Below are 13,337 nucleotides of genomic sequence, written 5' to 3'. Positions count from 1 at the left end.
ATCAGGCCAGTATTTGCAGGCCGTTGCGTTCCACCAGCGTCAGCAGTTTCATCGCGGCGGAGTTCGGTTGTGCTTCGCCGCGCTCCCATTTCTGTACCGCCTTTTTGCTGACGTTGAGATACAGCGCAAACACCGGCTGACTGACGTTTTCCCGTTCGCGCAGCGCGCGGATCTCGGCCGGCCCGAACTGCTTCACCGGCCGCAGGCACAGCATGTCGAAGGTACGCATGGTCACGTCGTCGACGAAACCAGCGCGGTGCAGGCCCTGAACTTCCTGGTGGATCTCGGCAAGAATTTTACTCATCGCTTAGCCTCCGTAACTCCCTGTTGTTGACCAGCTGGTAGAGTCTGAATGGCGAATAATCCAGATACAGCGCAGCCAGATGTTTCAATCCCTGTAACTCATCCGCACTGATGTTTTCTCTCTCGCTTTTGGCAAAGCCGCGCATAAAAAACAGGCGGTCTTCATCGCGAAAAACGATCAGTACCCGATAGCCACCACGTTTGCCCGCACCAGCCCGAGCGATGCGCTTTTTGTATACGCAACCGCCAAGATTGGCGTCGTACAGCTGATGTTGCATCTCTCGCGCCGCTTTCACTATCGTGGCGTCGCTAATGCGCTCGCGTGCGGCAAAACCCTGAAAGGTTTTGGTGAGATAAATGTCGGCCATTCGCTCTCCCTGCGAATCTATACCCGTCAAGGGTATACTTCAAGTGGTTTAAAAATAACCACAGGGTGACAAGCGGCCAAAGGGAAAGAAACAGCCAAATTCACGCCATGCGCAGCTTGGCGCAAAGCCTTAAGTGAATTCAAAGAGTAATAGGGTGAAAATGCGACGGGATGCGCAGAAGCCGGTTAACGCATGCCCGGTGATAGGCTCACCGGGCGAAATGAGTCAGGTCAGACGCCGATTTTTCTGCCGAGCAGGCTGCCGGCGTGCGACTGGCCGTCCGGGCCATACAGCGATTTGTTGTTTTTGCTGAGGATGGCCAGCGCCTGAGCGTTATGGTCGATCTGCTGATTGAGCAGCAGGCCGTTGTGCTGGTTCTTTTCGCGCAGCGTTTGGCTCCAGCAATTGAACGCGCTGCCAACGGTCGGCCAGGGGGGCGTGGCTGGCATAGGGCGCGCGTTGCCCGCAGGTTTTTTCCTGCCCCAGGCGCTGTTGCTCGAGGTAGGCGACCGTCGCCAGCAGTTGGCTTTTGGCATCGGTTACGCGCTGCAAGGCCACGCCCGGCAGCTGGCCGGAGCATAACAGATCGTGCTCTTCTTCCAGCACGCCATTGAGCGCCTGCAGCGTTTCCAACAGTTTGTCCAGCAGTTGTGCCAGCTTTTCCATAGTGATGACTTATCCTTTACCGCTACCCGCCGCCGCGTTGTCAGTCGCGTCCGGCGATCCATTGAACATCGCTCTGCGCGTCTTGCAGCAGTGCGTCGGCGATTTTGCCGGCGTCCATCTTCAGTTCACCGTTGCGGATCGCCTGCTTGATGGCCTCGACCCGGCCCATATCGATATCCTGGGTGCCCGGCTGCATCAGGCGCGCCTGCGCCTCGCTCAGTTTGACCTGCGTGCCGCTGACGGCGGTTTCGGCCACGGCGGCCTTACGCGGCTGGAGCGGGTTGTCGGCCGGGGTTTCACGCGGTTGCACAGTGGAAACCGGCTGTAACCGCTGGGTGCGATCGATACTCATGGTCCATCTCCGTTTACGCCGTGACCGCTCTCGGGCGACGACGCTGCAATGAAAGTGTTGCGGCCCTGATGGCCAATAAAATGCTGCTTGATTTGTCTTATCGGCAAGGTTTGCGGAACCTTTACTTTTTTATAACGTAATGCGAATCGCGCCGTCGTCCCCGACCACGCCGCTGACGATTTGCCCGGACGCCATGCGCACGCGCACGCTGTCTTCGGCGGCGGCGTTGTTCATCGCCTTGCCCGCGCCGCTAATGCTGAATCCTTCGCCCTGTGCATTGACCTGCACCGGTTGCCCGGCCTTGATAATCCAGGCCTGGCGCAGCATGGCGAGGGTCAGCGGCTGGCCGGGGCTGATGTTGCGCAGGCTGACGGCGCCTAATGCTTTGCCCGCTTCGGTCAGCGCGCGCGGCGGCAGGGTATCGAGCCGACCTTCTTTCAACGTCAGGTCCGCCGCCGTCAACCGGCTGCCGGCGGTGATGCCGCGCGCCGAAACGAGATAGCGGCCGAACACCTGCACCTGCGTCTGGATAAAACGCCGCTCTTGGCCACAGCGCGCCGAAATGCTGACGTTGCCGCCGATCCGCGCGTTGGGCGGCAGCGACAGCTGCGGCAGTTCGCAAGCGGGCCATTGGTTCGGCGGCGTGCGCACCCGCACTTTTACCTGCACCGGTTCGCCGCTGAACTTGCCTTGGATGAAGCTTTCGATTTGCGTCGCCAGATCGTCGGCACGCGCGTTCAGACTGCACAGCAGGCCGATAAGCAGCAGCATTTTACCTTTCATCGTCATCTTCTCAAGCTTCATCGGGATACGCGTAAGTGTACCCGCAGCGCGCGCAGGCTAAGCAGATAAATAGCGCCCCATTTTGCGTTTATTCCCGCGATAGGGTAGCGCGGGGGGCGTTTATGCTGTCGACTCCAAATTCTAACCTCGCGGAGGGAGCATGCTCGACAAACTGGACGCGGCTCTGCGCTTTGGCCAAGAGGCGCTGAACTTGCGCGCCCAGCGGCAGGAAATTCTGGCCGCCAACATCGCCAACGCAGACACACCGGGTTATCAGGCGCGGGATATCGATTTCGCCAGCCAATTGAACAAAGTGATGGAGCAGGGGCGCGTCAGCGGCAACGGCATGGCGCTCAACCTGACGGCGGCGCGCCATATCCCGGCGCAGACCCTGCAGCCGCCGCAGCTCGATCTGCTGTTCCGGGTGCCGGATCAGCCGTCGATGGACGGCAACACGGTGGACATGGATCGCGAACGCACCAACTTTGCCGATAACAGCCTGAAATATCAGACCGACCTGACGCTGCTCAACGGTCAGATCAAAGGGATGATGTCCGTACTGCAACAAGGATAAGGCGCATGTCTTTACTGAATATTTTTGATATCTCCGGCTCGGCGTTATCGGCGCAATCCCAGCGCATGAACGTCAGCGCCAGCAACATGGCCAACGCCGACAGCGTGACCGGCCCGGACGGCGAACCTTACCGCGCCAAGCAGGTGGTGTTCCAGGTCGCAGCGGCGCCGGGACAGCCGACCGGCGGCGTGCGCGTTGCCCAGGTGGTGGACGATCCGGCGCCCGAGCGTCTGGTGTATCAGCCGGGCAACCCGCTGGCGGACGCCAAGGGGTATGTGCGCATGCCGAACGTCGACGTAGTGGGGGAAATGGTCAACACCATCTCCGCTTCCCGCAGCTATCAGGCCAACGTTGAGGTGCTTAACACCACCAAGTCGATGATGATGAAAACCCTGACGCTGGGTCAGTAACCGGAGGTTCCCATGGCTATCGCCGCAACCACGAACGAGTCGTTGGACAACACCGTCATCGGTAACAACAGCAAAAATACCAACAGCCAGGATCTGCACAACAGCTTCCTGACGCTGCTGGTGGCGCAGTTGAAAAACCAGGATCCGACCAATCCGATGCAGAACAACGAACTGACCTCGCAGCTGGCGCAGATCAACACCGTTCAGGGCATCGAAAAACTCAACACCACGCTGGGGTCGATCTCCGGCCAGATCAACAGCAATCAGTCGCTGCAGGCCACCGCGCTGATCGGCCACGGCGTGATGGTGCCGGGCAGCAACATTCTGGTCGGCAGCAAGGACGGCAAAGTCAGCACCACGCCGTTCGGCGTGGAACTGGAGCGCGCCGCCGACCAGGTAACCGCCACCATCACCAACGCCAGCGGGCAGGTGGTGCGCACCATCGAAATCGGCGGTCTGACCGCCGGCGTACATGCCTTCACCTGGGACGGTTCGCTGGATGACGGCTCCACCGCGCCCGACGGCGCCTACAAAGTGGCGATTAACGCCAAAGGCAACGGCGAGCAGTTGGTGGCGCGCAGCCTGCACTTCGGCTTGGTGAACGGCGTGATCCGCGACGGCAACGGCGCCAAGCTGGATCTCGGTCTGGCGGGCAACGCCACCCTGGAAGACGTGCGACAGATCTTATAACCCTAAGCATCAGGCTCAATCGGACGATAGCCTGACCACTATTCGGAGAATAACATGGCTTTTTCTCAGGCAGTCAGCGGCTTGAACGCGGCAGCAACCAACCTGGACGTGATCGGTAACAACATCGCCAACTCCGCGACGGCGGGCTTCAAATCCGGCAGCGTCTCCTTTGCCGACATGTTCGCCGGTTCACAGGTCGGTCTGGGCGTCAAAGTGTCCGGCATCACCCAGAACTTCAAGGGCGGCACCACCACCGGCACCAGCCGTTCATTGGATGTGGCCATCAACGGCAACGGCTTTTTCCGCATGCAGGATAAAGACGGCGGCATCTTCTATACCCGCAACGGCCAGTTCAAGCTGGACGAGAACCGCAATCTGACCAACATGCAGGGTCTGCAGCTGACCGGCTATCCGGCGGCCGGCTCCCCGCCGACCATTCAGCAGGGCGCCAACCCGGTGCCGCTGAGCATTCCTGAAGGCATGATGAACGCGAAAGCGTCCACTTCCGGCCAGATGGTCGCCAACCTGATGTCGACCCATAAGGTGCCGGAAAACAAGACCTTCGATCCGACCAAACAGGACAGCTACAACTATACCAATACCATCACCGCCTACGACTCGCTGGGTAACGCGCACAACATCAACGCTTACTTCGTGAAGACCGAAGACAATAAATGGCAGGTCTACACCCAGGACGGCAGCGCAGCGCCAGTGAACGCCGGCACCATGGAGTTCAGCACCAGCGGTACCCTGGTGAAAACAACCAGCACCAACGGCGCGCCGGGCGAGTTCAGCATGGTGATCCCGATGACCGCCAAAGACGGCGCGCCGGCGCAAAACTTCACCCTGAGCTTCGCCGGCAGCATGCAGCAGAACGTGAGCAGCGACTCGGTGAGCAAGGTATCGCAGGACGGTTATGCCGCCGGTGAATACACGGGCTATCAGATCAACAACGACGGCACCATCGTGGGCGTCTACTCCAACCAGCAAACCCAGCTGTTGGGCCAGATCGTCATGGCTAACTTCTCCAACCCGGAAGGACTGGCGTCGCAGGGCGATAACGTTTGGCAGGAAACCGGCGCGTCCGGCCAGCCGCGCGTCGGTCTTGCGGGCGGCGGCGGCTTAGGCAAGCTGACCAGCGGCGCGCTGGAGTCTTCCAACGTCGATCTGAGCCAGGAGCTGGTGAACATGATCGTCGCACAGCGTAACTATCAGTCCAACGCCCAGACCATCAAGACGCAGGACTCCATTCTGCAGACGTTGGTTAGCCTGCGCTAATAGGGTCGAGTTATGGATCACGCGATTTATACCGCGATGGGCGCGGCTCGCCAAACGCTGGAGCAGCAGTCCATTACCGCCAACAACCTGGCCAACGCGTCGACGCCGGGCTTTCGCGCCCAGCTCGCCGCGCTGCGCGCTGTGCCGGTTGACGGGCCGAGCCTGGCGACGCGCACATTGGTGGCCGCGTCGACGCCGGGCGCCGACATGAGCCAGGGGGCGCTGAACTATACGGCGCGCCCGCTGGACGTGGCGCTGCAGCAGGACGGTTTCCTGGCGGTGAGCCTGCCGGGCGGCGGTGAAGCCTACACCCGCAACGGCAACATCCAGATCTCCTCCACCGGGCAGTTGACGGTGCAGGGGCTGCCGGTGATGGGCGACGGGGGGCCGATCGAGGTGCCGCCGTCGGCGGAGATCACCATCGCCGCCGACGGCACCATTTCAGCGCTGAACGCCGGCGATCCGCCGAACACCATCGCGCAGATCGGCCGCCTGAAGCTGGTGAAAGCCGACGCGCGTGAAGTGATGCGCGGTGACGACGGGCTGTTCCGCCTGACGCCGGAAACCCAACAGCTGCGCGGCAATCAGTTGCAAAACGATCCGCAGGTGCGGGTGATGCCCGGGGTGCTGGAAGGCAGCAACGTCAAGCCGATGGAGACCATGGTAGACATGATCGCCAACGCCCGCCGTTTTGAAATGCAAATGAAGGTCATCCACAGCGTGGATGAAAACGAACAGCGTGCCAACTCACTGCTCTCAGTGAGCTAAGCAGCAAGGAAATAACCGATGATTCCATCCTTATGGATTGCCAAAACCGGTCTGGACGCGCAGCAGACCAACATGGACGTGATCGCCAACAACCTGGCGAACGTCAGCACCAACGGCTTCAAACGCCAGCGTGCGGTATTTGAAGATCTGCTGTACCAGACCATGCGTCAGCCGGGGGCGCAGTCCTCTGAGCAGACCACGCTGCCTTCCGGTCTGCAGATCGGCACCGGCGTGCGTCCGGTGGCGACCGAGCGGCTGCACAGCCAGGGCAACCTGTCACAGACCAACAACAGCAAAGACGTCGCCATCAAGGGGCAGGGGTTCTTCCAGGTGATGTTGCCGGACGGCACCCAGGCCTACACGCGCGACGGCTCGTTCCAGATCGATCAGAACGGCCAGTTGGTCACCTCCAGCGGTTTCCAGGTGCAGCCGGCGATCACCATTCCGGCTAACGCGCTGTCCATCACCGTCGGCCGCGACGGCATCGTCAGCGTCACCCAGCAGGGGCAAACCGCCGCCCAGCAGGTGGGGCAACTGACGCTGACGACCTTTGTCAACGACAGCGGTCTGGAGAGCGTGGGCGAGAACCTGTATCAGGAAACCGAAAGCTCGGGCGCGCCGAACGAGAGCACGCCGGGGCTGAACGGCGCCGGTCTGCTGTATCAGGGCTACGTGGAGACCTCCAACGTTAACGTGGCGGAAGAGCTGGTCAACATGATCCAGACTCAGCGCGCTTACGAGATCAACAGCAAAGCGGTATCGACTTCCGATCAGATGCTGCAAAAGCTGACGCAACTGTAATCTGTCATTGACGGGCCCGGCTTGCCGCGCCCGTCATTCTCTTTCGTGAAACAAAGGCGATACCCGTGGTAACCACATATTCGATGGCAATCCTGCCGCGGCAGGGACAACGCTGGCTGGCGGGAATGGTGATGCTGACGCTGAGCGGCTGCGCTTATATTCCGCATAAACCGCTGGTGGACGGTGCGACCACGGCGCAGCCCGCGCCGGCCAGCGCGCCGATGCCGAACGGCTCGATCTTCCAGACGGTGCAGCCGATGAACTACGGCTATCAGCCGCTGTTCGAAGACCGCCGTCCGCGCAACGTCGGCGACACCCTGACCATCGTGCTGCAGGAAAACGTCAGCGCCAGCAAGAGCTCCTCCGCCAATGCCAGCCGCAACGGCGCCAGCAAGTTCGGCGTCGCCACCTCGCCGCGTTACCTTGACGGCCTGTTGGGCAATGCGCGCGCCGATATGGACATTTCCGGCGACAGCACCTTCGGCGGCAAGGGCGGGGCCAACGCCAACAACACCTTCAACGGCACCATAACGGTGACGGTCAACCAGGTGCTGGCCAACGGCAACCTGCACGTGGTGGGGGGAAAAGCAGATCGCCATCAACCAGGGCACCGAATTCATTCGTTTCTCCGGCGTCGTCAACCCGCGCACCATCAGCGGCAACAACTCGGTCACCTCGACGCAGGTGGCGGACGCGCGGATCGAATACGTCGGCAATGGCTATATCAACGAAGCGCAGACCATGGGCTGGCTGCAGCGCTTCTTCTTAAATGTTTCACCGTTCTAAGGATTGACTGATGCTGAAAAAATGGTTTATCGCGCTGTGCGTCGGGCTGGTGTGCTTGCCGGCGGCGGCGGAGCGCATCCGCGATCTGGTGACGGTGCAGGGCGTGCGAGACAACGCCCTGATCGGCTATGGCCTGGTGGTGGGGCTGGACGGCTCCGGCGACCAGACCATGCAGACGCCGTTCACCACCCAAAGCCTGAGCAACATGCTGTCGCAGCTGGGCATCACCGTGCCGCCGGGCACCAACATGCAGCTGAAAAACGTGGCGGCGGTGATGGTGACCGCCAAACTGCCGCCGTTCTCGCGCGCCGGGCAGAACATCGACGTGGTGGTCTCATCAATGGGCAACGCCAAGAGCCTGCGCGGCGGCACCTTGCTGATGACGCCGCTGAAAGGCGTGGATAACCAGGTCTATGCGCTGGCGCAGGGCAACGTGCTGGTCGGCGGCGCGGGCGCGGCGGCCGGCGGCAGCAGCGTGCAGGTCAATCAACTGGCGGGCGGGCGCATCAGCAACGGCGCCACCATCGAGCGCGAGCTGCCGACCACCTTCGGCAGCGGCGGCGTACTCAACCTGCAGCTGAACGACGAAGACTTCACGCTGGCGCAGCAGATCAGCGACGCCATCAACCGCCAACGCGGCGGCGGCACCGCGACGCCGCTCGACGCCCGTACGATCCAGGTGCTGGTGCCGCAGGGCAACAGCTCTCAGGTTCGCTTCCTGGCGGAGATTCAAAACATCACCGTCAACGTCGGCGCAATGGACGCCAAAGTGATCATCAACTCGCGCACCGGGTCGGTGGTGATGAACCGCGATGTGATCCTCGATTCCTGCGCCGTCGCCCAGGGCAACCTGTCGGTGGTGGTCGATCGGCAAAATACCGTCAGCCAACCGACGACGCCGTTCGGCGGCGGCCAGACGGTGGTGACGCCAAACACCCAGATCTCGGTGCAACAGCAGGGCGGGTCGCTGCAGAAGGTGAACGCCAGCGCCAACCTGAACAACGTCATTCGCGCGCTGAACGCGCTGGGCGCCACGCCGATCGATCTGATGTCGATCCTGCAGGCGATGCAGAGCGCCGGCTGCCTGCGCGCCAAGCTGGAAATCATCTGATGGCGGGCGATCTGATGGCGATGTCGGGCGCGGCCTATGACGCCCAGGCGCTGAATGGCCTGAAGCGCGACGCGGCGGCCGACCCGCAGGGCAACCTCAAGCAGGTGGCCCAGCAGGTGGAAGGCATGTTCGTGCAGATGATGCTGAAAAGCATGCGTTCCGCCTTGCCGCAGGACGGGGTGTTGAGCAGCGATCAAACGCGGCTCTATACCTCGATGTACGATCAGCAAATCGCCCAGCAGATGTCGCAAAAAGGGCTGGGGCTGGCCGACATGATGGTCAAGCAGATGAGCAACGCCAACGCGGTGCCGAGCGAAACCGCGGGCATGTCGCCGATGGCGCTGGACAACGAGGTGCTGCAAACGCTGCCGAACCAGGCGCTGGAGCAGATGGTGCGCCGGGCGATGCCGAAAGCCCCGCCGGCCGCCGCGCCGCTGTCGCTCAACAACGGCAACTTCGTCGCTCGTCTGTCGATACCGGCGAAGGTCGCCAGCCAGCAGAGCGGCATTCCGCATCAGCTGATCGTCGCGCAGGCGGCGCTGGAATCCGGCTGGGGGCAGCGCGAGATCCCAACCTCAGACGGCACGCCGAGCTACAACCTGTTCGGCATCAAGGCCGGCGGCAGCTGGAGCGGGCCGGTGACGGAGATCACCACCACCGAGTTCGAACAGGGCGCGGCGAAGAAGGTGAAGGCGAAGTTCCGCGTTTACGGGTCGTACGTCGAAGCGATCGCCGATTACGTCAAACTGCTGACCAACAACCCGCGCTACGCCGACGTGGCCGCCGCGCGCAGCCCGGAGCAGGCGGCGCATGCGCTGCAGCGCGCCGGGTACGCCACCGATCCCCAGTACGCCAGCAAGTTGGTCAGCGTGATTCAGCAGATGAAGAGCGCGGGGGAGCAGGCGGTGAAAGCTTACACCCACGATCTGAAAGATTTGTTCTAAATCCCCGTCATTCTTGACGCCGCAGCGGCGCCAATTATTTAGGGGGTAGGCGGCAATGGAGGCTCGCTGGATGCTGGCCACATTGCCGCTTTTTTTCCTCAAGTTCTTCTCATTTTTGCCGATAACCGAAACAGGCTGAGCGAACAGACTCAGCAGCTCAATTAAGAACCCTGTGGGCCACCGGCGCCGCAGCATAAGGAATTCCGATGTCCAATAGCTTAATCAATACCGCGATGAGCGGGCTGAATGCGGCTCAGGTGGCGCTCAGTACCGTCAGCAACAACATCTCCAACTACAACGTGGCGGGCTACAACCGTCAGACCGCGATCCTGGCGCAGAACGGCGGCATGGCCACCATGAGCGGCTTTATCGGCAACGGCGTGACCGTCACCAGCGTTAACCGCGAGTACAACCAGTTCATCACCAACCAGCTGCGCGGCGCGCAAAGCGCGTTCGGGGCGCAAAACGCCTATTACGAGAAGATTTCGCAGATCGACAACCTGTTGGCGAGCAAGACCAACCCGCTGTCGACCAACATGCAGGATTTCTTTACCAACCTGCAGAACCTGGTGAGCAACGCCGGTGACGACGCCGCGCGCCAGACGGTGCTGGGCAAGGCCAACGGCCTGGTGAACCAGTTCAACAACACCGACAAATTCCTGCGCGACATGGACAACGGCGTCAATCAGCAGATCAGCGATACGGCGCAGCAGATCAACAGCTACGGCCAACAGATCGCCAAGCTGAACGACGAGATCACCCGTTTGCGCGGCAGCGCCGGCGGTGAACCGAATGCGTTGCTGGATCAGCGCGATCAGCTGGTCACCGAATTGAACCAGCTGGTGGGCGTACAGGTCACGCAACAGGACGGAGACGCCTATACCGTTTCCTTCGCCAACGGTTTGACCCTGGTGCAGGGCAGCAATACGTATCAGGTGGAAGCCGTGCCTTCCAGCAGCGATCCTTCCCGTCTGACCATCGGCTATAACCGCGGCAACGGCGCCAGCGAAGTGCCGGAAGGCCAGATCACCAGCGGCACGCTGAGCGGCGTGCTGAAATTCCGCAGCGAAACGCTGGACGGCGTGCGCAATCAGCTGGGCCAGTTGGCGCTGGCGATGGCGGACAGCTTTAACCAACAGCATCGCGCCGGCTTCGATCTGAACGGTGACGCGGGCGGCGACTTCTTCAGCTTCAGCGGCGGCCGGGTGGTGGATAACACCCGCAACACCGGCGACGCGTCGCTGTCGGTCTCTTACACCGATACCGGCAAGGTGAAGGCCAACGATTATCGCGTCGAGTTCGACGGCAGCAACTGGCAGGTCAGCCGCCTGCCGGACAACGTGAAAGTCAACGCGACGCCGGGCACCAGCGCCGACGGTAAACCGACGCTGAACTTCGACGGGTTGGAAGTGAGCATCGACGGCAATGCGCAGGCCAAAGACAGCTTCACCGTGAAACCGGTCAGCGACGTGGCGGGCAACCTGAAAGTGGCCATCACCGATTCGTCCAAGATCGCCGCCGCCGGTAAAGACGACAGCGGCCGCGGCGATAACGAGAACGCCAAGAAACTGCTGGATCTGCAAACCAAAAACCTGGTGGACGGCAAAGCGACCCTGAGCGGCGCTTACGCCGGCATCGTCAGCGGCGTCGGCAACCAGACCGCCGCCGCCAAGGCCATCGCCACGTCGCAGGCCAAAATCGTCACCCAGTTGGGCGCGCAACAGCAGTCGATGTCCGGCGTCAACCTTGACGAAGAGTACGGTGAACTGCTGCGTTTCCAGCAGTACTACATGGCCAACGCGCAGGTGATTCAGACCGCCAGCTCGCTGTTCGACGCGCTGCTGAACATTCGTTGATTTCATTGTTAATCGGCGCCGATAACGGCGCCGGTCGCTCAGAGTAAGGAACCCACAGCATGCGCATGAGTACCGGCATGATGTACCAACAAAACATGAACGGCATCACGGGCAACCAGTCGCTGTTCATGAAGGCCGCCGAGCAGCTTTCCTCCGGCAAGCGAGTGATCAACCCGTCCGACGATCCGTTGGCGGCGTCGCGCGCGGTGATGCTGTCGCAGTCGCAGGCGGAAAACAGTCAATACACGCTGGCGCGCACCTTCGCCCGTCAGAACGTGTCGATGGAAGAAACGGTATTGGCCGGCGCGACCTCCACCATCGCGGACATGAAGGCGTTGATCGTCAACGCCGGCGGCACCGAAAGCGATAACGATCGCCAGTCGCTGGCCACCCAGCTGCAGGGGTTGAAAGATCAGCTGCTGAACCAGGCCAACAGCACCGACGGCAATGGCCGCTATATGTTCGGCGGGTATGTGAACGACAAGGCGCCGTTCGTCGACAACGGCGGCACCGTCAGTTACCAGGGCGGCGACAAGACGGTTGAGCAGAAAGTGGACGCCAACCGCACCATGACCATCGGCCATACCGGCAACGCGGTGTTCATGTCGTTGACCAGCAACCCGAAGCCCGAGCCGGACGGCAGCGCGCCGGTCAGCAACGTATTCGAGAGCATCGATATTGCGCTGAACGCGCTGAAAACCCCGCTGCAGGGCGCCGACGAGGCCACCAAGCAGCAGGTGAACGATGCGCTGGCGAAAGCCAACCGCGGTCTGGACAACTCCTACAACAACGTGCTGAGCGTGCGCGCCGAGCTGGGCAGCCAGCTGCAGGAGATGGATCAGTTGGACAGCATCGGTAAAGAGCGTGACATGACCAATCAGATCCAGATGAGCGCGCTGACGGATGCCGACCTGGCCGAGTCTATCTCGTCCTACTTCATGCAGCAGGCGGCGCTGCAGGCGTCGTACAAAACCTTCAGCGATATGCAGGGCATGTCGTTGTTCCAGATGAATCGTTAAGAGCAATACCCCGTTGCCTGACCGCGACGGGTTTCCCTTTAGTGCGCTTAGAAAACGCCTTCTCCGCCCCGCGGGGAGGGAGGCTTCTTGAAACCGGGCGCACTCGTTTGGCGCGTCGCTCGTTCTCCCACTACTGACTGAGTGACGCGCCTTTTTTCATCAGGGAAGAAATAATACGATTGTCACCCCTGTTTAATGCGCGATGACATTATTGAAATCAGCGGTGGAAAAATCACGATGGATATTATTTCCCTGACGATAAATATCGGTGCTATTTCTTTTTCTTCACCACTTTCCATTTTTCACCGGCGGCCGTTTCGCTGATGGCAACTTTAAATTTGTTGCTTTTCCAGTGGGCCATGCCGAATAATCGGCGTGCTTTGCGGTTGCTTTTCGCTTTAATCATGATCTCGCTCCTGTAGTTAGCAAAGGTCGATGCTGCGCCCTGCAGCCGGCAGGCTGCCGGACGCATTTATTCAGGGTGTAAGTTATCTGCCGCGCATTTAACTCTGCGCGGCTGCGTTATTTTATTTTTCTCTAACCAATAAGTTTATATTATCGCCGCGGGCGACTGACGGGGTGCGGGCGATATTTTTTCTACCGGGTCTATTTTAGGTCGGGGTTTTAT

The 13,337-nt window shown here is 60.9% G+C and carries 15 protein-coding genes and 2 pseudogenes; 11 read left to right on the top strand and 6 right to left on the bottom strand.

Annotated features, from left to right (window positions below):
• Position 1 precedes the first annotated feature (1 nt).
• The 5 genes and pseudogenes from ACORQT_RS15035 to flgA all read right to left on the bottom strand — a co-directional run bounded on the left by ACORQT_RS15035 (position 2) and on the right by flgA (position 2,472).
• A complete protein-coding gene (locus tag ACORQT_RS15035; RefSeq protein WP_015378258.1) occupies positions 2–304 on the bottom strand; it encodes a helix-turn-helix domain-containing protein in 303 nt (100 codons plus the stop codon).
• Positions 297–671 (bottom strand): type II toxin-antitoxin system RelE/ParE family toxin, encoded by a 375-nt coding sequence (locus ACORQT_RS15030; protein ID WP_033650862.1) that lies wholly within the window; start codon positions 669–671, stop codon positions 297–299. Before ACORQT_RS15030 ends, ACORQT_RS15035 begins: the two co-directional genes overlap by 8 nt.
• Before the next feature lie 230 nt (positions 672–901).
• Positions 902–1,337: pseudogene (locus ACORQT_RS15025) on the bottom strand (flagella synthesis protein FlgN).
• Between the two features lie 40 nt (positions 1,338–1,377).
• Positions 1,378–1,689, bottom strand: a complete 312-nt coding sequence (flgM, locus tag ACORQT_RS15020) for a flagellar biosynthesis anti-sigma factor FlgM (protein WP_004934832.1) — start codon at positions 1,687–1,689, stop codon at positions 1,378–1,380.
• 129 nt (positions 1,690–1,818) lie between these two features.
• Complete coding sequence (gene flgA / locus ACORQT_RS15015) at positions 1,819–2,472, bottom strand: flagellar basal body P-ring formation chaperone FlgA (protein WP_089191935.1); 654 nt, start codon at positions 2,470–2,472, stop codon at positions 1,819–1,821.
• A gap of 160 nt (positions 2,473–2,632) precedes the next feature.
• Between flgA and flgB the strand changes: the two genes are divergently transcribed.
• The 11 genes and pseudogenes from flgB to flgL all read left to right on the top strand — a co-directional run bounded on the left by flgB (position 2,633) and on the right by flgL (position 12,709).
• Complete coding sequence (gene flgB, locus ACORQT_RS15010) at positions 2,633–3,046, top strand: flagellar basal body rod protein FlgB (protein ID WP_033643526.1); 414 nt, start codon at positions 2,633–2,635, stop codon at positions 3,044–3,046.
• A gap of 5 nt (positions 3,047–3,051) precedes the next feature.
• Positions 3,052–3,456, top strand: a complete 405-nt coding sequence (flgC, locus tag ACORQT_RS15005) for a flagellar basal body rod protein FlgC (protein ID WP_004934826.1) — start codon at positions 3,052–3,054, stop codon at positions 3,454–3,456.
• Positions 3,457–3,468: 12 nt separating this feature from the next.
• Positions 3,469–4,146: a flagellar hook assembly protein FlgD gene (gene flgD / locus ACORQT_RS15000; RefSeq protein WP_046896594.1), complete on the top strand. Its 678-nt coding sequence runs from the start codon at positions 3,469–3,471 to the stop codon at positions 4,144–4,146.
• 54 nt (positions 4,147–4,200) lie between these two features.
• Positions 4,201–5,424 (top strand): flagellar hook protein FlgE, encoded by a 1,224-nt coding sequence (gene flgE, locus ACORQT_RS14995; protein ID WP_033643522.1) that lies wholly within the window; start codon positions 4,201–4,203, stop codon positions 5,422–5,424.
• Positions 5,425–5,436: 12 nt separating this feature from the next.
• Entirely contained in the window at positions 5,437–6,192 is a 756-nt protein-coding gene (locus ACORQT_RS14990) for a flagellar basal body rod protein FlgF (protein ID WP_033643521.1), read from the top strand.
• 18 nt (positions 6,193–6,210) lie between these two features.
• A complete protein-coding gene (flgG, locus tag ACORQT_RS14985) occupies positions 6,211–6,993 on the top strand; it encodes a flagellar basal-body rod protein FlgG (protein WP_004934819.1) in 783 nt (260 codons plus the stop codon).
• An 83-nt stretch (positions 6,994–7,076) separates the two neighbouring features.
• Positions 7,077–7,779: pseudogene (gene flgH, locus ACORQT_RS14980) on the top strand (flagellar basal body L-ring protein FlgH).
• Positions 7,780–7,789: 10 nt separating this feature from the next.
• A complete protein-coding gene (locus tag ACORQT_RS14975; protein WP_004934816.1) occupies positions 7,790–8,890 on the top strand; it encodes a flagellar basal body P-ring protein FlgI in 1,101 nt (366 codons plus the stop codon).
• A complete protein-coding gene (flgJ, locus tag ACORQT_RS14970; protein WP_033643520.1) occupies positions 8,890–9,834 on the top strand; it encodes a flagellar assembly peptidoglycan hydrolase FlgJ in 945 nt (314 codons plus the stop codon). Before ACORQT_RS14975 ends, flgJ begins: the two co-directional genes overlap by 1 nt.
• A gap of 206 nt (positions 9,835–10,040) precedes the next feature.
• Positions 10,041–11,690: a flagellar hook-associated protein FlgK gene (flgK, locus tag ACORQT_RS14965; RefSeq protein WP_033643519.1), complete on the top strand. Its 1,650-nt coding sequence runs from the start codon at positions 10,041–10,043 to the stop codon at positions 11,688–11,690.
• Between the two features lie 59 nt (positions 11,691–11,749).
• Entirely contained in the window at positions 11,750–12,709 is a 960-nt protein-coding gene (flgL, locus tag ACORQT_RS14960) for a flagellar hook-associated protein FlgL (protein ID WP_033643518.1), read from the top strand.
• A gap of 271 nt (positions 12,710–12,980) precedes the next feature.
• Here flgL and sra read toward each other — a convergent pair whose 3' ends face one another.
• The gene (gene sra, locus ACORQT_RS14955) at positions 12,981–13,115 is read right to left on the bottom strand and encodes a stationary-phase-induced ribosome-associated protein (protein WP_004934807.1); all 135 of its coding nucleotides are present in this window, start codon (positions 13,113–13,115) and stop codon (positions 12,981–12,983) included.
• Positions 13,116–13,337 lie beyond the last annotated feature (222 nt).

The organism is Serratia sp. (in: enterobacteria) (assembly GCF_052400455.1).
GTDB lineage: Bacteria > Pseudomonadota > Gammaproteobacteria > Enterobacterales > Enterobacteriaceae > Serratia > Serratia ureilytica.
Note: the sequence above shows the minus strand (reverse complement) of the source record. Positions and strands in the feature narration are given on the sequence as shown.

What these genes read in the sequence shown, in the direction of transcription:
- ACORQT_RS14990 (WP_033643521.1), top strand. Translation starts at nt 5,437, where the DNA reads ATGGATCACGCGATTTATACCGCGATGGGCGCGGCTCGCCAAACGCTG.
- sra (WP_004934807.1), bottom strand. Translation starts at nt 13,115, where the DNA reads ATGATTAAAGCGAAAAGCAACCGCAAAGCACGCCGATTATTCGGCATG.
- flgK (WP_033643519.1), top strand. Translation starts at nt 10,041, where the DNA reads ATGTCCAATAGCTTAATCAATACCGCGATGAGCGGGCTGAATGCGGCT.
- flgE (WP_033643522.1), top strand. Translation starts at nt 4,201, where the DNA reads ATGGCTTTTTCTCAGGCAGTCAGCGGCTTGAACGCGGCAGCAACCAAC.
- flgG (WP_004934819.1), top strand. Translation starts at nt 6,211, where the DNA reads ATGATTCCATCCTTATGGATTGCCAAAACCGGTCTGGACGCGCAGCAG.
- flgM (WP_004934832.1), bottom strand. Translation starts at nt 1,689, where the DNA reads ATGAGTATCGATCGCACCCAGCGGTTACAGCCGGTTTCCACTGTGCAA.
- flgB (WP_033643526.1), top strand. Translation starts at nt 2,633, where the DNA reads ATGCTCGACAAACTGGACGCGGCTCTGCGCTTTGGCCAAGAGGCGCTG.
- flgC (WP_004934826.1), top strand. Translation starts at nt 3,052, where the DNA reads ATGTCTTTACTGAATATTTTTGATATCTCCGGCTCGGCGTTATCGGCG.
- ACORQT_RS15030 (WP_033650862.1), bottom strand. Translation starts at nt 671, where the DNA reads ATGGCCGACATTTATCTCACCAAAACCTTTCAGGGTTTTGCCGCACGC.
- flgL (WP_033643518.1), top strand. Translation starts at nt 11,750, where the DNA reads ATGCGCATGAGTACCGGCATGATGTACCAACAAAACATGAACGGCATC.
- flgD (WP_046896594.1), top strand. Translation starts at nt 3,469, where the DNA reads ATGGCTATCGCCGCAACCACGAACGAGTCGTTGGACAACACCGTCATC.
- ACORQT_RS14975 (WP_004934816.1), top strand. Translation starts at nt 7,790, where the DNA reads ATGCTGAAAAAATGGTTTATCGCGCTGTGCGTCGGGCTGGTGTGCTTG.
- ACORQT_RS15035 (WP_015378258.1), bottom strand. Translation starts at nt 304, where the DNA reads ATGAGTAAAATTCTTGCCGAGATCCACCAGGAAGTTCAGGGCCTGCAC.
- flgJ (WP_033643520.1), top strand. Translation starts at nt 8,890, where the DNA reads ATGGCGGGCGATCTGATGGCGATGTCGGGCGCGGCCTATGACGCCCAG.
- flgA (WP_089191935.1), bottom strand. Translation starts at nt 2,472, where the DNA reads ATGAAAGGTAAAATGCTGCTGCTTATCGGCCTGCTGTGCAGTCTGAAC.